The sequence below is a fragment of the Gillisella terrae genome, from assembly GCF_004801395.1.
Classification (GTDB): domain Bacteria; phylum Pseudomonadota; class Alphaproteobacteria; order Rhizobiales; family Rhizobiaceae; genus Allorhizobium; species Allorhizobium terrae.
Genome location: NZ_SSOA01000005.1, coordinates 42,315 through 65,449 on the forward strand (window position 1 = coordinate 42,315; position 23,135 = coordinate 65,449).

21 protein-coding genes are annotated in these 23,135 nt (G+C 55.9%); 3 read left to right on the top strand and 18 right to left on the bottom strand.

The window, feature by feature from the left end; translation table 11 throughout:
* Positions 1–3: 3 nt before the first annotated feature.
* Positions 4–825 carry a RibD family protein gene (locus E6C51_RS11700; RefSeq protein WP_190236193.1) on the top strand — a complete coding sequence of 274 codons (822 nt, stop codon included), beginning with the start codon at positions 4–6 and terminating at the stop codon, positions 823–825.
* On the opposite strand, the gene E6C51_RS11705 is transcribed toward E6C51_RS11700, so the two are convergent.
* Genes E6C51_RS11705 through E6C51_RS11720 form a run of 4 tightly spaced genes read right to left on the bottom strand, consistent with a single transcriptional unit; the run spans position 766 to position 4,063 of the window.
* Entirely contained in the window at positions 766–1,575 is an 810-nt protein-coding gene (locus tag E6C51_RS11705) for a class I SAM-dependent methyltransferase (RefSeq protein ID WP_190236069.1), read from the bottom strand. The genes E6C51_RS11700 and E6C51_RS11705 overlap by 60 nt on opposite strands.
* On the bottom strand, positions 1,572–2,624 hold the full coding sequence (locus E6C51_RS11710) for a glycosyltransferase family 4 protein (protein ID WP_190236070.1): 1,053 nt from the start codon (positions 2,622–2,624) through the stop codon (positions 1,572–1,574). Before E6C51_RS11710 ends, E6C51_RS11705 begins: the two co-directional genes overlap by 4 nt.
* Complete coding sequence (locus E6C51_RS11715) at positions 2,621–3,019, bottom strand: 6-pyruvoyl trahydropterin synthase family protein (protein WP_190236071.1); 399 nt, start codon at positions 3,017–3,019, stop codon at positions 2,621–2,623. The genes E6C51_RS11710 and E6C51_RS11715 overlap by 4 nt, the downstream gene beginning before the upstream one ends.
* Before the next feature lie 12 nt (positions 3,020–3,031).
* Complete coding sequence (locus E6C51_RS11720; protein WP_230987229.1) at positions 3,032–4,063, bottom strand: zinc-dependent alcohol dehydrogenase; 1,032 nt, start codon at positions 4,061–4,063, stop codon at positions 3,032–3,034.
* A 406-nt stretch (positions 4,064–4,469) separates the two neighbouring features.
* Here E6C51_RS11720 and E6C51_RS11725 point away from each other — a divergent pair, with 406 nt between their 5' ends.
* Complete coding sequence (locus E6C51_RS11725) at positions 4,470–5,213, top strand: CDP-alcohol phosphatidyltransferase family protein (protein WP_190236072.1); 744 nt, start codon at positions 4,470–4,472, stop codon at positions 5,211–5,213.
* A gap of 53 nt (positions 5,214–5,266) precedes the next feature.
* Here E6C51_RS11725 and E6C51_RS11730 read toward each other — a convergent pair whose 3' ends face one another.
* Positions 5,267–6,193, bottom strand: a complete 927-nt coding sequence (locus E6C51_RS11730) for a lysylphosphatidylglycerol synthase transmembrane domain-containing protein (RefSeq protein WP_230987231.1) — start codon at positions 6,191–6,193, stop codon at positions 5,267–5,269.
* A 62-nt stretch (positions 6,194–6,255) separates the two neighbouring features.
* Here E6C51_RS11730 and E6C51_RS11735 point away from each other — a divergent pair, with 62 nt between their 5' ends.
* Positions 6,256–7,869, top strand: a complete 1,614-nt coding sequence (locus tag E6C51_RS11735; RefSeq protein ID WP_190236074.1) for a sulfatase-like hydrolase/transferase — start codon at positions 6,256–6,258, stop codon at positions 7,867–7,869.
* Between the two features lie 372 nt (positions 7,870–8,241).
* Here E6C51_RS11735 and E6C51_RS11740 read toward each other — a convergent pair whose 3' ends face one another.
* The 13 genes from E6C51_RS11740 to repA all read right to left on the bottom strand — a co-directional run bounded on the left by E6C51_RS11740 (position 8,242) and on the right by repA (position 23,106).
* Positions 8,242–9,234, bottom strand: coding sequence for an ABC transporter ATP-binding protein (locus E6C51_RS11740; protein ID WP_146935418.1), 993 nt, complete (start codon positions 9,232–9,234; stop codon positions 8,242–8,244).
* Entirely contained in the window at positions 9,231–10,256 is a 1,026-nt protein-coding gene (locus E6C51_RS11745) for an ABC transporter ATP-binding protein (RefSeq protein ID WP_190236075.1), read from the bottom strand. The genes E6C51_RS11740 and E6C51_RS11745 overlap by 4 nt, the downstream gene beginning before the upstream one ends.
* 3 nt (positions 10,257–10,259) lie before the next feature.
* Positions 10,260–11,231: an ABC transporter permease gene (locus E6C51_RS11750; protein ID WP_190236076.1), complete on the bottom strand. Its 972-nt coding sequence runs from the start codon at positions 11,229–11,231 to the stop codon at positions 10,260–10,262.
* Positions 11,232–11,241: 10 nt separating this feature from the next.
* Entirely contained in the window at positions 11,242–12,279 is a 1,038-nt protein-coding gene (locus E6C51_RS11755) for an ABC transporter permease (protein WP_190236077.1), read from the bottom strand.
* A 237-nt stretch (positions 12,280–12,516) separates the two neighbouring features.
* On the bottom strand, positions 12,517–14,214 hold the full coding sequence (locus E6C51_RS11760) for an ABC transporter substrate-binding protein (RefSeq protein WP_190236078.1): 1,698 nt from the start codon (positions 14,212–14,214) through the stop codon (positions 12,517–12,519).
* A 55-nt stretch (positions 14,215–14,269) separates the two neighbouring features.
* Complete coding sequence (locus tag E6C51_RS11765; RefSeq protein WP_190236079.1) at positions 14,270–15,163, bottom strand: proline iminopeptidase-family hydrolase; 894 nt, start codon at positions 15,161–15,163, stop codon at positions 14,270–14,272.
* Positions 15,164–15,202: 39 nt separating this feature from the next.
* Positions 15,203–15,793, bottom strand: a complete 591-nt coding sequence (locus E6C51_RS11770) for an ANTAR domain-containing response regulator (RefSeq protein ID WP_190236080.1) — start codon at positions 15,791–15,793, stop codon at positions 15,203–15,205.
* Positions 15,790–16,962, bottom strand: coding sequence for a transporter substrate-binding domain-containing protein (locus E6C51_RS11775; protein ID WP_190236081.1), 1,173 nt, complete (start codon positions 16,960–16,962; stop codon positions 15,790–15,792). Before E6C51_RS11775 ends, E6C51_RS11770 begins: the two co-directional genes overlap by 4 nt.
* Before the next feature lie 296 nt (positions 16,963–17,258).
* Positions 17,259–18,455 carry an HPP family protein gene (locus E6C51_RS11780; protein WP_190236082.1) on the bottom strand — a complete coding sequence of 399 codons (1,197 nt, stop codon included), beginning with the start codon at positions 18,453–18,455 and terminating at the stop codon, positions 17,259–17,261.
* Positions 18,456–18,592: 137 nt separating this feature from the next.
* Positions 18,593–20,008, bottom strand: coding sequence for a chloride channel protein (locus E6C51_RS11785; protein WP_190236083.1), 1,416 nt, complete (start codon positions 20,006–20,008; stop codon positions 18,593–18,595).
* On the bottom strand, positions 20,005–20,481 hold the full coding sequence (locus tag E6C51_RS11790) for a MarR family winged helix-turn-helix transcriptional regulator (protein WP_190236084.1): 477 nt from the start codon (positions 20,479–20,481) through the stop codon (positions 20,005–20,007). Before E6C51_RS11790 ends, E6C51_RS11785 begins: the two co-directional genes overlap by 4 nt.
* 370 nt (positions 20,482–20,851) lie before the next feature.
* Positions 20,852–21,886, bottom strand: coding sequence for a plasmid partitioning protein RepB (gene repB, locus E6C51_RS11795; protein ID WP_146935437.1), 1,035 nt, complete (start codon positions 21,884–21,886; stop codon positions 20,852–20,854).
* Positions 21,883–23,106 (bottom strand): plasmid partitioning protein RepA, encoded by a 1,224-nt coding sequence (gene repA, locus E6C51_RS11800; RefSeq protein ID WP_146935439.1) that lies wholly within the window; start codon positions 23,104–23,106, stop codon positions 21,883–21,885. Before repA ends, repB begins: the two co-directional genes overlap by 4 nt.
* Between the last annotated feature and the right edge of the window lie 29 nt (positions 23,107–23,135).

Below are 23,135 nucleotides of genomic sequence, written 5' to 3' on the forward strand. Positions count from 1 at the left end.
GCAATGCAGACGACTGAGGTCACCGAGGAAACATGGGACAGGCTGCTGGCGGTTGCCCATGGTGGCAAAAATCTTGTGGCGGATTTTGCCACCATGGGCGCAATTTACGCGCCGATTGCCGCCGCCAAGGGCTCCTTTGTGCTTGCTCAGGTGGGCCAATCGCTGGATGGTAGAATTGCCACCCTCGCCGGCGACGCCCGTGATGTATCCGGCCCGGACGGACTTACACATCTGCATCGCTGTCGGGCGCTGGTGGATGCTGTGATTGTTGGCGTGAGCACCGTAATCGCCGATGATCCACGCTTGTCCGTGCGCCTGGTAAAAGGCGATGATCCCGTCCGGGTTATTGTGGATTGCCATGGCCAGTTAGACGGCAATGAAAGCCTGTTTCACGATCACGGTGCGCCTGTTCTTGTCTTTCAAAGCACCGATGCGCCTCAAAAAACACTGGCAAATGCCACTGTGATCCGCCTGCCGTCAGAGGCCTGTGGGTTGAATACCGGCATGATGTTGCAAGCGCTCGCGGAAAGAGGGCTTCATCGCATTTTGGTCGAGGGTGGTGCCCGAACAATCGCGCGCTTCCTTGAAGCAGGCCATGTGGATCGCCTCCATGTGTCCATATCGCCGATCATTATTGGATCAGGGCCAAGCGGTATCAATCTATCGCCGATTCAGCGGCTTTGCGAGGCGCAGCGACCGGCCACGACCGTCTATAGCCTGGGCAGTGACGTTCTTTTTGATTGTTGTTTTGAGCGCAAGCCGTTCTCAAGCCTGCAAGGCGATGGCGGGCAATGCGATAAGGTCCGTGTGGCCGACCTCGCATAGACTATCGGGCGCGTCGATCAAGGAGATGCGCTCCGAAATCCATTGATCGATCTGTGCTGGCGAAAGATTGCCGATCTCTACCAAGGGAAGGCGCAGGCCTGTGAGGAAGGCGATTTGAAGATCCTTCATCCCTGCATCCATGCGCCACGGGCTGGATGCGCAGCTCAGTTCGAACCCGTGGGCGACAAGATGGTGGTGCAGGCAGTCTGTCGCATCCGGGCCGAGCGCCGCCCCAAAGCCCTTGTCTGTGCGCTGATGTTGGTTGAAGTTTGCCAGCACTTGCGCATCCAGCGGAAGGGGCAATGTCCACGTCATCACACCATTGTAATTCAAAGCGGCATAAAGCCCGCAGGATTGCGCTGCCAATCTGGCGCTGAGTGCTGCGCAAAATGTTTCAGAACAGAGATCAAACAGTGCAGAGGCGGTGACAATGGCAACATCTTTCAGGGGAAGTCCGTCAATATCCGTCAGATCATGCTGATAAAATTGAACATTTTCTCGCTCTCCGATCCGTTTCTTTGCTTCATCCAGCAAGGTGCTGTCGTGATCGAGCAAGGTCCAACACACGCTGTCGGGCAGCGCGTTTGCTAAGCTGCGCCAGGTTGACCCCGTGCCGCAGCCAATATCCAGCACGCGCGGCGTGTTGACAGTCGCAAGATGGCTGGAGAGCCGAGCCACCATAGCAGGAGCGCGCGCTGCCCGATCCGCAGGCTCGCGAAGCGCTAGCCAAGTGCTGTCAAACCCGCTCACGTCACACTCTCCAAGGCATTGGACAGGATTTGGCTTGTCTGATCCCAAGTTGGCAGTTGTGCCCCTGCCCGTCTCGCTCCCTCAGCTTTTTCCTGTCGAAGTCTTGTATCTTGAAGCAGGTTGCGAAGAGCCTTTGCAAAGGCACCAACATCATCGACCGGCACAAGAATGCCCGCATCTTCGGGTACCACTTGCGAAACGGCACCCGCATGGCAGGCAATAACGGGCAGGCCGTGCGCCAAAGCCTCGGCAAACACCATGCCATAGCCTTCATACCGGCTGGCGAGTGCGAAAATATCCGCTTTTTCAAAGGCAGGCGCGATAAATTCAACTTCACCTGCCAAAACCACCCGCTCACCAAGGCCGAGTGCGTGCTGCTGTGCCTCCAATTGTGCCACCGTTTGTGGATGGAGATTACGACTGCCGATAATGGTGGCTTGCCAGGGCAGGTCCTCAATCTGTTTGAGGGCGGCCAGTAAGATGTCATGACCTTTGCGCGGCGTCAAAGTGCCGACGGACAAGATGTGGGGCACAGTGTTGGAAGAAGACGGAGACGCTTCACTCGAAACAGCATCAACACCGGGAATGGCCACCGTTATTGTGTCGGCATTGACCTTGAAATGCGCTGTCAGCTCACGCGCAGTGACCGGCGATGTAACGATAACATGTCTGGCCCATTGCAAAGCCTGCATTTCTGTGTGGTGAAATGCTGCTTTCTCGTGCGCGCTCAGGCCGGTTTCCAAAGCGAGAGGATGGTGCACCAGTGCCACAATTTTAAGCCGCTTTGCTTCTCGTTTGGCCCAGTCATCCAGGACGCCGAACGCCAGGCCGTCCACGAGCACGATTGAGCCATCTGGCAAGGCTGATAGCCTCTGCTCGGCATTGGCTTTTACCGCCGCAGTTGGAAAAGGAAAGCCCTCGCCCAAGGCCATGGGCTGCACAGCCCACCCCTGTTTTGATAGTCCGGCAATGACGCGGCGATCATAGATATAGCCGCCGGTGTTGAGCTCCAGCCTGCCGGGAAAAGCGAAGGTCAGATCTCTGCTCACAGATCGGCCTCGTACCATGCCCTTGCCGCATGGGACTCGTGCAACATGACTTTAAGCCGGATAATGCGATGGCTACCCGGGCCAAGCCGTTTGGCGGCGACTGCATCAGCCAGTTGATCAAAAATATATTTTGCAATCACTTCTGTGGTGGTCACTTTGCCCTTGAAGACGGCCAGATCATCAAGGTTTTGATAATTCAGCGGCTTGAGCACCTCACCCAAAACGGTGGTCGCCGCACCAATATCCACGGCCAGGCCATCCTCATCAAGACCGTGGGTGAAAAAGGCCGCATCGACCACAAAGGTGGCACCGTGCATGCCTTGTGCCGGGCCAAAAACCGGACGAGGGAGACTGTGGGCAATCATGATGTGATCACGAACTTCAACGGCGAACATAGGTCTCTCTCTTCAGTAGCAAATGCGATGACAAAGGGTTTGCGGGTCCGAGATGATCTCGGGATAGGCTTCGGCAATATGATCAAAGGCGGTTTGCGCTGAAATTAGAGCATCCAGCCGATCATCCAGCAGCAGATCAAGCGCCTTTTTCAGCCGTCTGGCAAAGGTCCAGCGGGCGCGCTGCGTGGGCGGTATGGTGCCGACCTGTGAGCTGAGAAGGGACAGGCGACGGGCGTGGAAAGGACCACCGAGCGCAAGCTTTAGAATGGTATCACCATACCAGCTTGCTTCAACAATGCGGGCCTCCTGTCCGGCATGGTTCAGCGCCATAGTCAGTGCCTCTGGCGCGCCGCTGGCATTGATCAGCACATCATAGGTCTCGGACGGTGGATCGTCAGGGTAAAAATTCAAGCCAAACTGCGCAGCCAGCAAAGCGCGCGACGGGTTTGGATCGAGCAAATCGACGCGCGTTCCCGGAATCTGTGACGCAAGAAACGAGACCAGAACGCCCACAACGCCTGCGCCAAACACGGCGACGTTGTCACCGGGTAAAATACCGGCATCCCAGACGATATTGAGGGCTGTTTCCATATTGGCGGCCAGCACGGCCCGCTGTGCCGGTAAAGCTTCTGGCAAAATGGTCAGCCTGTCGACCGGCACGGTAAAGATGTCTTGATGCGGGTGCAGGCAAAACACTGTTTTGCCAAGCCATTGTTTTGGCCCCTCCTCTACCCTGCCCACCGCTGCATAGCCGTATTTGACCGGGAATGGGAAATCACCGGCCATGTTGGGACCGCGCATCCGCGCAAACTCGCTTTCAGGAACCCTGCCCTGAAACACCAGCGATTCCGTGCCGCGACTGATGCCGCTGAAAAGGGTGCGGACCCGCGCCTGTCCTTCTTCAAGAGCTGGTAGAACCTCGGGCCGGATCTCGCATTGGCCTTGGGACGAAAACCAGAGCGCACGGGCGATGATCATGGTGGGACTGGTCATGCTGGCACTGGCTATGGAGCATTGTGTGGCGGGCAAAATAGTCTCACTCAAATCGTCTCCTCATGTCCATCAAGCAGCGATAACGCAATCAGGCGTTTGATGTTCCACGGCAACGCCGTGTCTTTATAAGGCGCAAGGCGCGCTCTCAACGGTAACAAAGCAACAGCCTCTGCTCGACGGACGCTGACATTGTTCCATGACACTCTATGGTTATCACGACTTTACGGCAACCGTTTATGGCACACAGAATCAGAACCCAAGAGTTTTGCGTTTGCTCTGCCGTTTTTAAAAAGCCGATAGCGCCGCACCAAAAAGTGAACCAGTGGCAGATTCCCGCGTAATGATACTTAAAATAGGCTGTAACACGTTTAATCTTCTGTATAATTTTCATCTTGAAGACTCCGTGCGCTCCCATGCGAAACAGAGCATTCACCTTGAAATCAGGGGAGGAGGCCAAATGTCGATCGATACGATTTCAAAACCGCTGCTGCGCAGCACGCTGATGGCGCTTTGCGTTGTGTTCATGGCCTCTGTCTTCGGTTATTCTTTGTTGCGCTCGCCTCTGTTGATCGGGAATGGCACCATCATATCGGCAGCCTCCCTGCTTTTATTTATATTTGTGTGGGTCATTTACGCTTTGCCAAGCCACAACCATCGGCGTTTTGGCCCTGCCAATGTCGTGACGGCGATCCGGGCGGCTATTGTCTGTCTTGTCGGAACAACGGTGTTGTTTTCGGGGGAGCGTTTGCTTCTTGAGCCAGCATTGCCAGCCTTGATCGCGCTTGCCATCTCTGCCTTGGCGTTGGATTGGGTTGATGGCTATCTTGCAAGGCGTTCTCGCCTTGCCTCACCCCTTGGCGCGCGCTTTGATATGGAGATCGATGCTCTATTCATTCTGGTGCTTTCAGTCACCGCGCTGTTGCTTGAGAAAGCAGGTCTATGGGTGCTGCTGATTGGCTTGATGCGCTACGGCTTTGTGCTCGCACAATATCCGTTTTCGTGGCTGCGCGTGCCGCTTCAAGACTCGTTTCGCCGGAAATTGATCTGTGTGGTTCAGGTCGGAGCACTGTGCATCATCATGCTTCCTTTTATCACGCCACCAGTCTCCACTGTCATTGCCGCAGTGGCATTGCTGCTGCTTTCCTATTCCTTCGCCGCTGATGTGCTTTATTTGTTGCGTCACGCAGACGAGGCGAAATGAGCGGTGCCTCCTCGCCTTTCAAGCGGGCACCATTGAGCGGCTGCGATATGGCCTCACCTCCCCTTGTGTTTGCGCGCCCAAAGTCCTTTCAAAACAAGCGCAATACCCACCGGAGCCACGCCGATGACCGAAAACAGGCCATAGAGCACACTGGCCGAAAAGCCCTGAGCACTGGTGAAGCCCAGCAAGGGCCAAAGGCTGGCTGCGGCAGCTTCACGTGTGCCCCAGCCACCGACGCTAACCGGTATCAGCATGGTCAAAAGACACAGGGGAATGACGGTAACCGCCGCAATGGCGGGCAGCGGTGTTCCCACCGCACTGGCTGCGATAAAAAATGTGGCAACGTAGCTTGCCACAATGGTCACACTCAAACTTGTCTGAACAGCAAAAGCCCGGTCCTGCCAAAAGGCCGCCATCAAGTCCGGTTTCAAACCTCTCAGCCGCGCGGGCAGGCGCGCCTTGCCAAATCCGACAGCCAGTCCTGCGACAACCAGGGCAAGGCTCAGACAGATCCATACCAGGCTTGCGAATTCCTTGGGCAGGTGATCCCGCGCCACAAAAGGCCAAACCACAAGACCGATCCCGGTCAGCGCAAAGAAGGCGATCTGGCCAGACAGTCTTTCCAAAACGACGGCAGCGGCGGGCCGTTTCCATCCCCCCTCGCCTTCTTCGGTCGCACGATAGGCGCGCACTGCGTCTCCTGCCATGCCTCCGGGGAGGATCTGGTTGAGAAAGCTGCCGAGGTAATATTCACGCACGGCAAGGCCGAGGGGCATGTCATGGCCGAGGCGCTGGGCCGTAAAACGCCAACGTACAGCCGACAAAATCACCTGGAGTTGCACGATCAGCAGCCCTGCCAGGATATGACCGGGCGGAACATTGGCAAAGGCTGCGACAATCTTCGCTGGATCAACAGCAAGAATGAGGCCGGCGACCAAAGCGAAGCAAAAAGCGATTGTCAAAATTCCGGGTGCGGGCAAGATCAATCCTTCCAAAGCGCCATCCGTGCGAGCCGCTTTTGGGTGAGCAGAGAGATGTCATGATGCGACGATACAGATTTGACAAGAACATTGTCGCCGCCTTTGTCTTTTTTCTGATCGCTTTTGTTGTCCTGACATTGCCAGATCATCCGGATGCTTTCTCTGCACGTGCATTTCTGCGGCTTCCCGTGGAAGTTCCCTTGCTCGGCCTTGCCCTGTTGGTTTTGCCGAAACGGCTGACGGCTTTACTCAAACCCATGTTTGTGTGCGCAATTGGCATTATGCTTTTTTTGAAAATGGTCGATATTGGCGTTCAATCTGCATTTCAGCGACCATTTAATCCCTATCTCGATGCCAAGATGCTGGTTGACGGCTGGCGCTTGATGCGCAGCACCATTGGAACCCCTGCCGCTGTGCTGACGATTGCGGCGCTGACCAGCGCATTTTCTGGCGTCGTTTATCTGTTTCACTGGTCGGCCACACAGCTCGCGTCAAGCGAAAGGCGTAGCTTGAAAATCGGCGGGGCTTATGCCGGTGTTTTGCTTCTTGGTGCGATAATTTCGGCAATGGCTCCATTGGTGGGCCTCAAAAACGTCGTGGATGGGCGCGCCCTTCGCTATTTCAGCGCCCGCCTCGCCCTCGTGGTGGATTCGGTGGCAGATATGCGCCGCTTTGAGCAGGCGCTGGCAGCATCCCCGTCCGAGGCATCGCAACCGGATTTGTTGCGAGCGGTGCGCGGTCGTGATGTCCTGTTGATCTTCATTGAGTCCTATGGACGAAGCGCCGTTGATGATCCGCGCTACCGCGCTCTCATCCGCGCCCGGCAGGCAAGCATGGAGGGCGCGCTGAAAGCTGCTGGTTATGGATCGGCAAGTGGTTGGAGCGTCTCGCCCACAGTCGGCGGTCTTAGCTGGCTTGCCCATGGCACTGTTTTATCCGGACTTTGGATCGATAGTCAGGCCCGCTATGATCGCCTGATGAGGAGTGATAGGCCAAGCCTGAACCGTTTGTTCCGGCAGGCAGGCTGGCGCACAGTGGCCGTAATGCCAGCCATTACCATGGATTGGCCTGAGGCTGCTTATTTTGGTTATGATCAGGTTTTTGCGTCCAAAGAGCTTGGTTATCGAGGCAAGTCCTTCAACTGGGTGACAATGCCGGATCAATATACGCTACATGCTCTTGATCGCCTGGTTCGCCAGCCCTCCCGGCGCGCGGCAAAGCCAGTGATGGCTGAAATTGCGCTGATTTCCAGCCATGCGCCATGGACACCGATACCACGGCTGATTGGCTGGGACGGTATCGGTGATGGATCGGTCTTTAACGCACAAGCTGAAGAGGGGGATAGTCCGGCCATGGTCTGGGCCGATCCCGACCGGGTGCGGCGTCACTACATCCAGACCATCGACTATTCGCTGCACACTGTCGGAGATTACATCGCTCGTTTCGGTGATGACGCGGTGTTTATTCTTTTAGGAGATCATCAGCCAGCATCGCTGATCACCGGATCCAACGCCTCTCGCTCGGTGCCTGTGCATATCATCAGCCGGGACCAAAAGTTGATAGAGCGCTTTTTAGCAGAAGGTTTCAGCATGGGAATGACGCCGCACGCTGATGCGCGCGAGGAACCAATGGACAAGCTGCGCGGTCTTTTGGTGCGACTGTTCTCCACACAGTAGGATGGAGCAGGGCAGGTGTTCTGCACGACTTGGAGGTGCCGTGCTTGGATGACCAAAACCCTGACAGCTGTCAGGGTTTTGGTCTGCGTTTAACCTACATCCTTAGAGTCTGTCAGGTTCAAATTGAACCTGACAGACTCTGGATTCCCTTGTTTTCGTTTGTCTATTCAGGAAAACCGGATTCCACTTTTCTCTGACAAACTCTGCTGCATAATTTCCACCTTAAATCGGAGTCGATTTAAGGTGGAAATTATGCAGCAGCTTAAAAGTGTTACAGCGTCCTTTGTGCGCCATATTTGGCGCACGGCGCTGTAGAAGAGAGCGAGCGAAGCTGCTCCGGCATGTCACGCCGTTGCTGCCCGGACGATGGGGTTAGATTTCAGACCTTGGAAAGTGACAAGCGACGCTGCGTGCAGTGGAGATTGGGGCGAGGGGTGGTCGTACCTGACCACAGATGTCTTGAGCGATCGGGCAGCGGGTCGAAAATTTACAGCCCTTCGGCGGATTGAGCGGGCTTGGAATTTCACCTTTCAGCAAAATGCGCTCCTGCCGTCCCCGCCTGTGCGGCTGCGGAATGGCAGACAGCAGCGCTTGCGTATAGGGATGGCTGGGGTTGGCGTAGAGTTCATCGGTTTCGCCAATCTCGACAATGGAGCCGAGATACATCACCGCCACTCGGGTAGAAACTTGCCGCACCACGGCCAGATCATGGGCGATAAACACGTAAGTGAGATTGAGCTTTTCGCGCAAATCGCTGAACAGATTGACAATCTGCGCCTGAACCGAGACGTCCAATGCAGACACCGGCTCATCCGCCACAATCACCTTTGGCTCAATGGCCAAGGCGCGGGCAATGCCAATGCGCTGGCGCTGGCCGCCGGAGAACTCATGGGGGTAACGGTCGAGATATTCGCGCCGCAAACCGACAAGATCCATCAATTCCACGAGGCGGTCTTCGATGGCTGCTCCCTCGCGGATTTTATGGACTTTCAGCACCTCGCCCAGCACATCGCGGATTTTGCGGCGCGGGTTGAGCGAGGCGGAAGGATCTTGAAAAATCATCTGCATCTTGCGACGAACCCGCAAAAGATCAGTTCCCTCTGCCTTGGTGATGGTCTCGCCATCAAAATCCAGCGCGCCATCGGTAATATCGTAAAGCCGCGTGAGGCATCGGCCGAGGGTGGATTTTCCAGAGCCGGATTCACCCACCAGTCCCAGGGTTTCGCCTGCGAAAACCTCAAGGCTGATCTTGTCGACAGCATGCAATGTGCGGCCGGAGCCGGGACGGATGGTTTTGCCAACGGTGAAATTTTTGGTCAGTTCACGGGCCGTGAGAAGTGGGGTTCGTGTTGCAGGCGTGCTCATGCAAGCTCCTCCAAGGGCAAAACGGTTGAGCGCAGCAGGTCTCGTTCTGGCGCATCGAGAACACAGAGGCAGGCTTGTTCTTGGTAGCGGCGTAGCGGCGGATGGGTGTTACAAGCGGCACTTGCAAAGCGACAGCGTGGCGCAAAGCCGCAAGCCTCCGTCATCATATCCGGGGTAGGGGGCATGCCGGGAATGGATTTCAGCCTCGAGAGGCGCGGGCCGGTCAGCGGCGGAATGGAACCCATCAAACCCCATGTGTAGGGATGCATGGGATTGGTGAAGATCTGATCGGTCGGGCCGCGCTCGACAATGCGGCCCGCATACATCACCGCCACCTGATCTGCCACTTCGGCGACCACGCCCATATCATGGGTGATAAGAATGATGGCCGAGCCAAAATCCTTGCGCAAGCGCAATAGCAGATCCAGCACCTGCGCCTGCACGGTCACATCCAAAGCGGTTGTTGGTTCATCAGCCACCAGCAGAGCCGGATTGCACGACAGCGCCATGGCAATCACGGCCCTTTGGCGCATGCCACCGGAAAGTTGATGCGGATAGCGATCCACCGCTTCACCGGGATTTGAAAGGCCAACTTCGCCCAAAAGTTCGATGGCCCGCAGGCGGGCTGCGCGGGCAGAGATATTCTCATGCGCCTGAATTTGCTCGGCAATCTGCCAGCCAATGGTGTAGACGGGCGTGAGAGCCGTCATCGGGTCTTGGGAGATCAAACCGATGTCTTTGCCACGGATGCGGCGCATCTGCTGGGCCGACATATCCATGATGCGCTTGCCCTTAAAGGCAACAGCGCCATCCACTCTTGTCGTTTTGGGATCATGCAGTCCCAACAAAGACAACAGCGTGACGGATTTGCCTGAGCCGGATTCACCGACAATCGACAAAATCTCACCCTCGCGTACCGTAAACGATACATCCCGGACCGATTTGACCATGCCACGATCGGTGGCAAAGGAAACGGACAGTCCGTTCACATCAAGCAGGACGGGCTTTTCGATCATTTCCATGACTCAGTTCCCCCTCACACGCGGATCAATCAGCACGTAGACAACATCGACAACCGCATTGGCCAGCACCACGAAAAATGAGGCATAGATCACCGTGCCAAGGATCATTGGAAGGTCGAGGTTCAAAAGTGCCTGATAGGTCAGGCGGCCAACACCGTTCAGGCCGAAAACCACTTCCGTCAGCAGGGCCGAGCCGCCAACCAGCGCGCCAAAATCAAGGCCGAACATGGTCACGAAGGCTATCAGCGAGGTGCGCAGCGCATGGCGCAGCATCACACGGGCCGGGCTCAGCCCCTTGGCGCGGGCGGTGCGGATGAAATCTTCCTGATAGGCTTCTACCAGATTGGCGCGCAGCACCCGGCCATAAATGCCAATATAGAGGGCTGCCAGCGTAATCCATGGGATGATGAGAGTTTTGAACCAGCCAATCGGGTCTGACAGCAGCGGCTTGTAGCCTAGCGATGGCACCCAGGAAAACAGCCAGGTGTCGTGAAACCGGCTTTGCGATATCAGGTTCATCACCTCGCCCAGCCAATAGACCGGCATGGAAACCCCAATCAGTGCCAGCACCATCAGGCCCCGGTCAATCACTGTGTCACGGGTCATGGCAGCCACCACACCCACAAAGACGGAACCCAGCACCCACAGCACCGCAGCCCCCGTCACCAGTGACAGAGTAACAGGTGCCGCCTCCATCACCTGCGGCACCACGCGCATGCCACGATTGACATAGGATGCAAGATCTTGCGTCACAAACAACCGCTTCATCATCAGGGCGTATTGCACTGGAAGCGGGCGATCAAAGCCGAATTCCTTGCGGACGGTTTCAATGGTTTCTGGCGATGCATTGCGCCCGGCAATGCGGGCGGCAGGATCGGCCCCCGGCGTGGCAAAGAAAATCAGAAACACCAGAGCGGAAATGCCAAACAGAACGAAAATCATCTGGGCAAAACGCTGAACAATCGCGACACTCATAGCAGGCTCCTCAGATGATTTTTGTGCGCGGATCAAGCGCATCACGCACGCTGTCGCCCAGCACATTCAAGGCCAGAACGGTGAGCACAATGGCAATGCCGGGTGCGAGTGCCACGATGGGGCGGGTATAAAGCAGGCCTTGCCCATCCTGAATGATTGTGCCCCAGCTGGCATCCGGTGCCTGAACACCAATGGAGAGAAAGGACAGCGAGGATTCCGTGATGATGTTGAGCGCCATCATCAGCGGAACAAACACAATCAGCAGCGTAGAAATATTGGGCAGAATATCTTTCAGCAGAATGCGCCAGCGTGGAATGCCAAGGCCAATGGCCGCCAGCACGAACTCACTGTTTTTCAGCGCCAAAACTCTGCCCCGCACCGGGCGAGCCACGTAGGGAACGTAGATGATGCCAATAATGCCAATGGGCAGCAGCAGGCTATTGGCATTGATCTCAACCGGACCAATCGTGATGCCTTGCGAGATCAGCACAATGGAGAGCGAAATGGCCAGAAGATAGACCGGAAAAGCCCAGAGAATATCGAGAATGCGCGACAGGATCATATCGGTCACCCCGCCGAAGAAGCCGGCACAGATGCCGATCAAGGCGGCCAGACCTAAACAGATGACGGTGGCAGAGGCCGAGATAATCAACGAGTTTCGCCCACCATACAACAGCCGCGCCGCCACATCGCGCCCCTGGCTATCGGCCCCCAGAACATACTGCCGCTCCCAGGTGGGGCCGATGGGCGTAACCCCCAAGCCCAACCCTTCGGTGGATGGCTGCATGACCTTGATGCGCTTGCCATCGACCGTGATTTTACCGCTCAGGTTGGAGCGAAAGGGATCGGTCTGCGCGATATAACTGGCATAAAGCGGGGCTGCTAAACTGGAACATACGATGAACAAAAGCATGAGTGTTGCGGCAATCGCCGAGCGATCGCGGCGCAAGATCCGCCAGGCCCGTTGCCATGGGCTGGAACCTGCCATTCGTTTTGGTGCCTCTGCGGGCATCGTCGATGTGGCGACACCTTCGGACAGGTCAGTCATGTGATATCCTTCAATAGCCGCGTTTGTCTTTTGAAAAGGGTGGCGTAGGAACGCCACCTCAGCGCATTGACAAGCCTCACTCTCGACATTTCGTCATCCTCGGGCCTGTCCCGAGGATCGATCGCATATGAATAAGCAATTGACATCATTGACGAAAATGAATGTGATTGGATGCTCGGCACAAGGCCGAGCATGACGTCGGAGCGTTGGGAAAGCCCGTCCTTTTGGCAAAGACGCTTATTTTACCCAAGCCTGCGACATCACCCAGCGGTTCTGTTTGTTGAACAGGTAATTGCCAAGCCGGGCTGAGGTGAAGTTGACGCTTTTGGGCGTAAACAGCGGGGCCAGCGGAGCCTGCTCCATAAAGGCCTTGTCAATCTTGGCCCAATTGGCATTGGCAGCATCCGGGTTGGTCACGGCCAGCGCCATGGTGTCCTGCATCTGCTTGTCCAGATCCTTGTTGCAATAGCCTGAGATGTTGATTGAGGAATCGCTGCCGGGATGGATGCTATCGCAAGAGAGCAGCACGTTGATAAAGTCCGAGGCTGCGGGATAATCCATGAACCATTGCGACACGCTGATCTGCACATTGTTGTTGGTGTTCTGGATATAGGTGAACTGGATATTGGTCGAGATAGCCTTCATTGAGGCATCAAAGCCAAGCTCGGTGAGCAGACTTTGCAGATAGGTGCCAATACCACGGCTTACGGCGGTGTCTTCGACAATGACCGTTACCTTTTGGCCCGCGGTGCCACTTTCCTTGATCAGCGCCTTGGCCTTGTCCATATCGGGTTCGCTCCAGCTCTCGCCGGGGTCTTTGGTATAAATGCAGCTTGGTGCGAAGCCGGGAAAGTCTGGTGGCAGGATCTGGCAGGTTGGCGTGGCCAACACGTCACCGCCATAAAGGCCCACAAGGGCATCACGGTCCAGCGCATAGTTTACGGCCTGACGCACTTTAACGTTGTTGAATGGCGGCAGATTGGTGTTCATTGGCGCATACCAGAAAGCCGCCAGCGGATCGATATGCATCTGCTTGGCATATTTCGAGCCGAGTTCCGGCAGCCGGTCCGTGGGTGGTGGGTCAAACATCCAATCCACCTGACCATTTTGTATCGCGTTGATGGTGGCCTCTTCCGTCATGCCGAACTTGTAGTCGATCTCATCGACATAACCATCGGGTTGGGCATCTACACTCCATTCCTTGAAATGCGGATTGCGCTTCAGCACCATCTGTTCATTGGGGTTATAGCTGACAATCATATAGGGGCCGGTGGCGGGAAGGGGTGTTGTGCCAGCGTCCTTGGCAGGCGTATCGGCAGGCAAAATGCTGGCATGGGGCACAGCCAGCTTGTCAAAAAATTCCGAATCCGGGGCCACCAGATGGATGGTAACCGTGCCCGCTGCATCATCGGCAATCACGCCGCCGTCGAGTGTGCAGGTCGCCCCATTGGCAATGCATTTATCCGCACCAACAAAGCCGTTGTAGAAGCTGCCGGTGGTGGGACCATTGACCTTGAAAATGCGCTGAAACGAGGCCAGCACATCCGATGGCTTCAGCTCCTTGCCATTGGAAAACATAATGCCTTTGCGGATTTTGAACACATAGGTTTTGCCACCATCCTGCGGCTCGGGAATGGCTTCAGCCACATCCGGCACGATCTTGAAACCTTCGGTGCCAGCGGCCTGTTTGAACTTGACCAGACCATCATTGGTCATCTGGAAAATCTGCCAGAACTGGCCGGTGTAGTTGATGGCCGTGTCCAGCGTGCCTGCGGCGGCAACCGCGGAAAGCACCATGGTGCCGCCGCGATGTTTGGCCATCAGATCGGCGCGCTCATCGGCATGGGCCATGCCGCCCAATGCGGTAAAGGCCAGCACACAGCCCGCAAGCCATGATGCCTTCTTTCTTGAGAAAGTCGTCAAACCCATTGTCATGATCGTGTTGTTCCCGTTGTTATTGTTGGGCAGTTCAGTGGTCTTCAAAGAGCTTTCAGGCCGCTTTGCTATCCAAAAACGCCTGCACAACAGCCATGCAGGCTTCTCTTTCTTCAACATGCGGCATGTGGCTGGAGTGCTCAAAAATGTGCCAGCGCACATCCGGAATTTCATCGGCATAGGGCTGCACGCAGGCCTTGGTGGCCTCGTCAAAATGGCCTGAGATCAAAAGCGTCGGCACATTGATGCTGGAAAGACGTCCCTCAATGGTCCAATCCTTCATGGTGCCAATCACGTGGAATTCGTTGGGACCATTCATGGTGTGATAAACCGTCGGATCGGCGGCAATGGCGTCAAAGGTGCGCTGCACTTCGGGCGGCATGGGCACAATGCGGCACACATGGCGCTGGTTGAAAACATCGCTGGCTTCGACATATTCGGCGCTATCGGTTGTGCCTGCCTCTTCGTGTTTCAACAGTGTGGCTTGCACCTCTGGCGGCAAGGCTTCGCGCAGGCGATTTGCTTCTGCCACCCAGGTTTTCAGTGAGGCGGGCGAATTGGCAATCACCAGCGCTTTCAAGCCTTCGGGCTGATCAACCGAGAATTCAGCCCCCAGCATGCCGCCCCAGGATTGGCCCAGCAGGCAATAGCCACCGCGAATACCGAGATGGTCGATCAGATTGTGCAGCTCGGCTTTGAAGAAATCGACCGTCCAGAAATCACCGCCCTTTTCGGGCAAGTGGGTGGATTTGCCATTGCCAACCTGATCATAGTGAATGACCGCGCGACCGGTAGAGGCCATATCCTTGAAACTATCGACATAATCATGGGTGCAGCCGGGGCCGCCATGGGCAACAATCAGCGGCGCCTTGCCCGATGTCAGATCACCGGTGATGCGATACCATGTTTGATATTCGCCATAGGGTGCAAAGCCTTCAACAATAGACACGTCTTTTAATCTCCCGTTTTTATGATGTTCGGCAAAGGTTTATGCTTTTCTCGAAAATGCCCGGTCCTGCCGACAGATGGCCTCTGCCGCGTCTTCAAGGGTCATGCCCCAGTCCATCGCCACCCGGCGCAATTGCTGCCAGGCGGCAGCCTCGCTTTCGCATCCGCGTTGCAGCAGTTCTAAGATGGCGTGCACAACGATGGGGCGCTGCCGCAGCCGCGTTTCAAGCACGCGAATATCTTCGGCCTGCGCTCTCGCGCCTTCATAGGCATGGGCGGCAATCAACAGAGCACTGTAGGCCCCTGTCGATCCCACCGGCTTCAACACATGGGCGTTGGAGCCTTGGGACAGCGCCCAGGCAATGCGCCCCGGCGTTTCCGAGCCAATCAGCGCAATCATCGGCATCGGGGCAAATCCGGCTGGCCAGGGAAACTGGCCGTCATGACCCATGTCGGCATCAAAAAACACCACATTGGCACTGGCATGAGATTCATCGAGCTGTGGCCAGACCACAGTGACCCGAATATGCAGGGCCTCGAGCTGTCGTTTCAGCGCATCAACGGAAGGGTGATCGCGGTGCAGAATCACCGCATGCCAGCAGGTGAGATCCGGACGGTTCGGGCCAGTCATTTGATCACCGTGAAGCTGCGGGATGGTCGCGGCAGTGTTGCGGACATCTCCCGGTGGTGAGAGCGCAGCAGATAGGGGTCGGCGCTTACCGCCTCGCTGGCCTGCTGAAACACGTGGTATGCCCCGCTTGCTGTGGAAACCCCGATATGGGGCCTTAGAGCCGCATGGTGAGTCTTCGGATCAATCCGCAAACTGCCGATGGGTGTCTCAAAGGTGCGGGCTGTGGCCATGGTGCGAATGGCCTCCGGCGCGTCGGTGCCAGCATCCATCATGCAATCGGCCAGCACGCACACCGCCGTATAGGCCGACACAAAGGGGGTGGTGAGGCAGCGCTCGGTCCCATAACGTTTTGCGATCTGGGCTTTGAAGGCGGCATTTTCCGGGGTTTCCAGTCCATCGAAATAGACCGATGTGGCAATATGGCCAGCCTTTGCCGTTTCACTCAAATCGGTAAGGTCGGTTTCGCACAGATTGCACGCGACAATGGGGCGCATCTCAGGTGCAAAATCAGGATCTTCGCGGCGAAGGCCATCATAGGCCTGCAAAAAGGCCACGGCCGATTGCCCCACCAGATTGCTCAAAATGAAATCGGGTTTCTTGCGGCGGATTTCATCGATCAAATGGTCGATATCGGTTGCGCCAAGCGGCACAAAGCGCTCAGACACCACTTCGCCGCCGGCCAGTTCGGTGATTTCCCGCGCAATCCGGCTGATCTCCCAGCCCCAGATATAATTGGAGCCAACGATGAAGGGGCGGCACCCAAACCGCGCCAGGACATGAGCGAACAAGGGTAATAAATGCTGATTGGGACAGGCCCCCAGATAGATCACACTGTCGCTGGCCTCATAGCCCTCATAGGGAAAGGCATACCATAGCAATGCCCCATGGCGCTCCACCACGGGCAGGATTTCTTTACGGCTCCATGAGGTGATGGAACCGATGATATGGCGACAGCCTTGCTGACGCACAGCCGTTTCGGCAAAACTTGCATAGCGTTCGGCGTTGCCGCCGGGATCAGCAATCACCGGCTCGATCTGAAATGCAATATCAGCGTTGCAATTGATCTGGGCGATGGCGGTCATGGCACCCTCCATGGCCTCGCGCCCCAGCGCGCCATAGGTACCGGTGGTGGAGTAAAGAAGAGAGACGGGAACAGTTGTCCTGCTCATGTCGCCGGTTTCCGATTGTCCCAGTTCACAGCAAACTGCGCCATGCAATCACCTGTCCTTTGCGCTCCCCCATGTGCAGCTGAACCGCAGATGGATGCTGATCTTTGCAAACAAAAAGCCCCGATCCGTCGGCAGACGGAAATCGGGGCTTTTTTGCCATTGGCACCAATGCCATGTTGAGACCAACGCTACATTTGGATTAGTTTTTAGTCAATAATTTTTTGTGCCTATATTTTGACCCTCTCGATAACGTGACCGCATCGCGAAAGTGTTTTGTGCAGGGACATGTCTTATCGTCAGGGCGTTTGCCCCGGTTGAGGGCTATCAACATTTTCTGCTGAGACCTCAGCGTCACCGCGCGAAATCCGGCGCGCCATGGCGGCAATGAGGTCTGTTCTTGTGACGATCCCGACAATTTTGTCATATTCCAGCACGGGAACGGCATCCACATCCCCTTCGCTCATCATAGGCATCAGCACACTCATCGGCGTTGAGGTGATGGCCCTAGGAATTGTAACGCTCATGATATCGGCGGCCAAAACCGGCTTTTCTCTTTCGCGGTCAACAAGCCTTTTCAGGGCTGGCAAAAAGCCCCGGTCGAGACGCAAAGCGTCTTCGCGCGCACGGCTGATGAGGTGGATTTGAAAGATAACGCCCAGAAATTTCGAGTGTTCTCCGACCACGGGCAAAGAGGTGAACCTGTGACGCCTGAACAGGTCTGCCACTTCACTGAGCGGCGTGTCTGTCTTCACCGTAATCAGGTTTCGAGACATGATATCGGCGGCGGTTGTCGGGCTGGCGTGGTGGGTTGCGGCCTGCATTTCAGCCGCACCAATCAGACGCGCAAGGTCTTCGACACCCAGATTGAATGTCTGCCGGTAGCGATCGAGAAGGGTTGTCAATTCCTGTTCGGAAAGACCCAGCCTTTTCAACGGTGCGGCATCTTGTGTTCCATGCTGGTTTGGAGCATCGAATTGTCTGAATGGATAGTGCCGACCGGTCAACTTGGCATAGACAATTGCGACCAGAACAAGAGCTGCGGTTCCGGCGGCAACAGGTGTCAGCGCGAACCAGAAGCCGAGATCATGAACGGCGGCAGGACTCATTGCCGCTGTCATGGCGACGGCTCCTGCGGGAGGATGAACCGCCCGAAGCGTCATCATGGCGGTAATGGCAAGCCCGACCGCAAGGGCAATCCGCAAAGCAGGATCGTTGACCATCATGGAAACAGCCACACCAACCAGGGCCGCAGAGGTGTTTCCGACAATGGCAGACCAGGGCTGGGCAAGAGGGCTATTGGGGACCGCGAACAGCAAAACCGACGTGGCACCAAAGGGTGCAACAAGATATAGACCCAGCCTTAAATCGACACTGGGGGATAGCAAAAACAGCCCGACCAGTCCCAGACCAAGGAGTGCGCCGAAGCCCGCCCGAGCCGCTTCCACCGCGGAGGTGCGGGCCACGACGGGGCCAAATGAGCGTAAAATCTGCAAGGCCTGTTCCTCTTTTAAAACGTCTGCAAACTTCAGACATGTCTCATGGTTATGGCATTTCGCAAGAGCGTGTTTTCAAAGGTAATAATGATGGCCTGTCCACTCCCCGGTCGTTTTGATGGCAGGGGAGGGGGCTTTCAGCGATGGGGAGCAGAGGCGGGGACATATTCTCCGGGAACATGGGTTCCGCGCCGCGACAATTTTTCGGTCATGATCGTGGTTTTCATGGCAAACGCAGAGACCAGAAAGGCCGCAACGCAACCGGTGATCAACGGCAGCAGGGTGTTGAACTGTCCGGTGATTTCCATGGCAAACAGAATTGACGCAAAGAGCGCGCGCGACGCTCCGGCAAAACTTGCGGCCATGCCAACAAGCGCTGCCATGCGCAAATCCACAGCCAGCCCGATTGCGCCAAGTCCTTGGCCAAGCAACACGCCGAGCGCGCCACCAATTGTAAAAATTGGCGCAAGCGTGCCGCCAGATGTGCCACTGCCAAGTGCAACAGACCACGACACAAATTTCAGCAAGCAGAAAACACCGAGAGCCGTGCCCACGAACTGGCCACTGAGTATGCGATCAATATTGTCGTAGCCCACGCCCATGGTATTGGGCGCGATAAACCCGATGATGCCCACAACAAGCCCGCCTATGGCTGGCCACCACATCCAATGAATGGGGAGTTTCTCAAACAGATCCTCAATGTGATAGACGGATTTTGTCATGAGAATCGAGAAGACCCCAAGCGCCAGCCCTTCCAGCGCATAGGTCATGAGCATGTCCGGTGTGGCCGGTGGCAAAATGGGCACATTGAAAACGGGTGCGACACCAAAAAGCAAAGGGCGCATTGCCATTGCAACCAACACAGACAGAATAAGCGGCACAAAGGAGCGGGGGCGGAATTCGAAGACCAGCAATTCGATAGCCAGCAACACGGCGGCAAAAGGTGTGGCAAAAATGGCTGTCATGCCGCCTGCGGCACCTGCGGCCAGCAGCACTTTTCGCTCATGCGCCGAAACATGAATAAATTGCCCAAACAGGGAGCCAAGCGCGCCGCCCGTGGCGATGATAGGGCCTTCTGCCCCAAAAGGTCCGCCCGTGCCAATGGAAATTGCCGCCGACAAGGGTTTTAGAAATGTCATGCGAACAGGAATGCGGCTCTCATTGGTGAGGATTTGCTCCATGGCCTCTGGAATGCCATGTCCGCGAATAGCTTTGGCCCCGTATTTTGCCATGAAGCCGACGATGACCGAGCCGACAATCGGCACAAGCACAACCCATAGGCCAAGATGATGACCCGCTGGGGATACCAGATCACCTGAAATACGCCCATAAAAGGCGAGATTGGTGACAAAGCCAATCAGAGAGACGAGAAGGCGGGCAACAACCGTCACCACAGCGGCCACGGCCATGCAAAGAGCACAAATCAGCAGGCTGCGCGCATCCAAGGCACGCGGGTGTTTCTCTACCGCGGCATTTTCGATCAAGGGTGCAAGGCCAGCGGATAGCGGCAGACCCGCTGTCGTCGAGGCTTTTTCCACATCATGGAAACTCATGGGTTGCTCCCTTCAAAGAAAAGTTGTGGCACCGCCTCGCTCAAGTTGGCAGCCTCGGTTAGCGCTTTCAGTCCTTGCGCCAAGGCCGTGCGGTTTTCGCTGCTCAGCGCGGCGATGGCGTCAATGAGTTCTTCCTGCGGTGTCCGTGCTTGATCGCGAACAACTTTGCGCCCGGCCGCCGAGAGATAAAGTTCAACCCTGCGCCGGTCGTCCTTGGCCGTTCGGCGCTCAAGCAAGCCATTAGCCTCAAGCTTTGCTACCATTTCCGAGGCCGTGCTTTGGTGCGTGTGGGTCAATGCGGCGAGGTCATTGACTGATGCGCCTTCGCAAGTCTCAAGCGTTCTCAATACAAAGATCTGCGCACTGGTGAAGCCTTCGTATTGTGTGGAGGCGCGTCGCAACGCCTGCACAATGCGGCGAAGGGAATCCATGATGGCTTGTGCTTCAGAGGTCGAAAGATCAGTCTCTATCATAATATATCGGCTCCAATTCAATTGGAACCGATATATTATGAGCTGTCCATTGTCCAGATCGATCAAACGTGCCTTCGCGTGCATAAAACCGCATTCCAAACACGGATGCACGCGCCGCGACAATGAGGTCTTGGGCTTTGAAATATGCAGTAGGCGCTGTAATATGTAGTTTGCAAATCTCCAACAATCATGTCTTTCCAAGCCATAGAAAGACGCTCACCAAAGCGGTGCCAAAACCCTTGACTATGATTCGAGGAAATGCGATTCTCTGCTTGCTACAGTTCGAGAAGGGCTTCCACGACGGAAACGTTTGGGGGCCTTTTTCTTTTGATCAGCGTCCTTTGCGAAAAGATGAAAACCCTGCCACCTGTCAGGATTTCATGGCATGGCGGTGTTGCGAAAAGCGGGCAGCCAGGTCTGGCAATTCACTTTCCAGAAATTTCAGGAATTCACTGCCCAGATCACCCTCTGCGGATAGGCGAAATTCTTTGGCCGATGCGCTGAATTCAGCCAGCTTTTTGCCATGGCCATCGGAAAGCACTTGGGTGCTGGGCTTCGAATCCGCTTTTGGCCTCACAGCGTTCAACACGCGCTGAAATCTTTGGTCTGAACTCTCGGCCACACTCATTTGGGTTGATAACACAGATCTCAGCACGTCTAGCACGGCTGGTTGTTGTACAACCGCCTTGGCCAATTCCAGCCAGCGGGGGCGCCCAATCTTGGGCGCACGGCCGATGGCTTCGATCACGTCGGAGGGAAGCGCACGATAGACACTGCGCATCCGCGCCAGTTCGGCATCCTCGATGGAAAGTGCTGCATAAATATCCCGAGGCTTAATGCCTGCGTCATCCATGCGCGAGGCAAACAAGGCACGCTCAATCCAGGTCAGGTCTTGTCGGCTGGCATTCTCAATACCTTGCGCGACCACGAGATCGAGATCAGAAATCTCCACTTCGATTGCGCCAACCGGACGCCCAAGCTGCTTGGCTGCAAGCCAGCGGCGATGGCCGTAGACAATCTGGTAGCGGCCCGCAGTGCCGGGATGCTTGCGGATCTGGATCGGCACCTTTTGACCATCAGTCTCAATCGAGCGCTTGAACATCTCGAAATCGGAATCATCGTCGTCGGGAAGTCTGTCCGGATAAGGGGAGGGGTCGATCAGGGATGGATCGATTTGACGAACGACAGCACCACCCGATTCCACCAGTGCTTTCAGTCGGTCCCGTTCCGTCCTGATATCGTCAATGGCTCTATGGGCCGCACCAATGACACCGGCACCAACCCGATTTGCTGTTGGCGGGGCAGGGGTGGGGTTTTGTTCTTTCTCAGCCGCCAGTTTGCTCTCCAGCTCGGCCGACAGCAGCCCAAAACTTGCAACAATCGATTTGCGCGGTGATTTGCTCATTCGCGGCCCCAACTTTTGGTGATCAAACTGACAATCGCCTCATTCACCGCATCGACGGCTTCACGGGCGCGCTTATGGGTATCACGCCCCAATTGCCCCATCTCCAATTCATAAATGGAGCGCTTGGCAAGCCCGGCTGCTTCCACGGCGGTGCTTTCAATTGCGGTCGGTAGCAATACATCCGTGCCAAACAGGTGACGCATCATGGCAACCACCTGTGATTGCGGGGCGTCGTTCGGATTGTGCCGGGTGACGAGATAGCGAATGAAATCCTGATCAAGCTGGGCACCGCTCTCGTTGAGAACATTGATCAAATCGCCCATCATCAACAAAAACTGGCTCATCGAGGCAACGTCCAGCATGGCGGGATGCACCGTGATGATCATGCTGGTTGCTGCATAAATGGCGCTGAGCGTCAAGAAACCGAGCGAAGGCGGCGTATCAAGAATGACAATGTCGTAGTCGTCTTCAACCTCGCTCAAGGCCAGCTTGAGACGCTCGAAAAAGATAGCGCCGGAGGCTGTTTTATTGGCAAGCACCCGCGGCGTCTCGTGCTCATATTCCATCACTTCCAGATTGCCGGGAATGAGATCAACACCGTCGAAATAGGTCTTGCGGATGATATCACGCAATGGTCGGCGCTCGGCTTCATCATAGCGCAAGGCGGCATAGATGGTCTCATTGGCGCCAACATCCACCTCTGGCTGAGCACCAAACAGGGCAGACAAGGATGCCTGCGGGTCGAGATCGAGCGCCAGAACGCGATAGCCTTGAAGGGCGAGATAATGGGCCAGATGAACGCAAGTCGTGGTTTTGGCGCTGCCGCCTTTAAAATTGGCGATAGCGAGAACCTGCAAATGCTCGCCTTCACGCCGACGTGGAAGAAACCGCAGAGCTTCGGCTGGTTTCTGCTTGGCAAACAGCTCACGTAACTCATTGATCTGCTTGAGCGTATAGACGCGATGATTGTTTTCCAGCCTGCTTGGAATTGGGCCGCGACCTTCGCTGGACATCAGCTTCAAGGTGGAATCAGGTATGGACGTCAGCTTGGATACTTCATTGGTCAGAAATGGGCGGAGCATTTTCTCCGATTTCGGCGGATACATCCGCATGCGAAGCTGCTGCAACTGACCAGAGAGGAGGGCGGCATGGCGCGCAATCTTGCTTCCGGCATCCTCTTTGGAGCCAATCCCTGTTTCCAATTGCTGTTCTATCGCCATAATTCCCTCTTGGCGGGCAAATCCCGGTT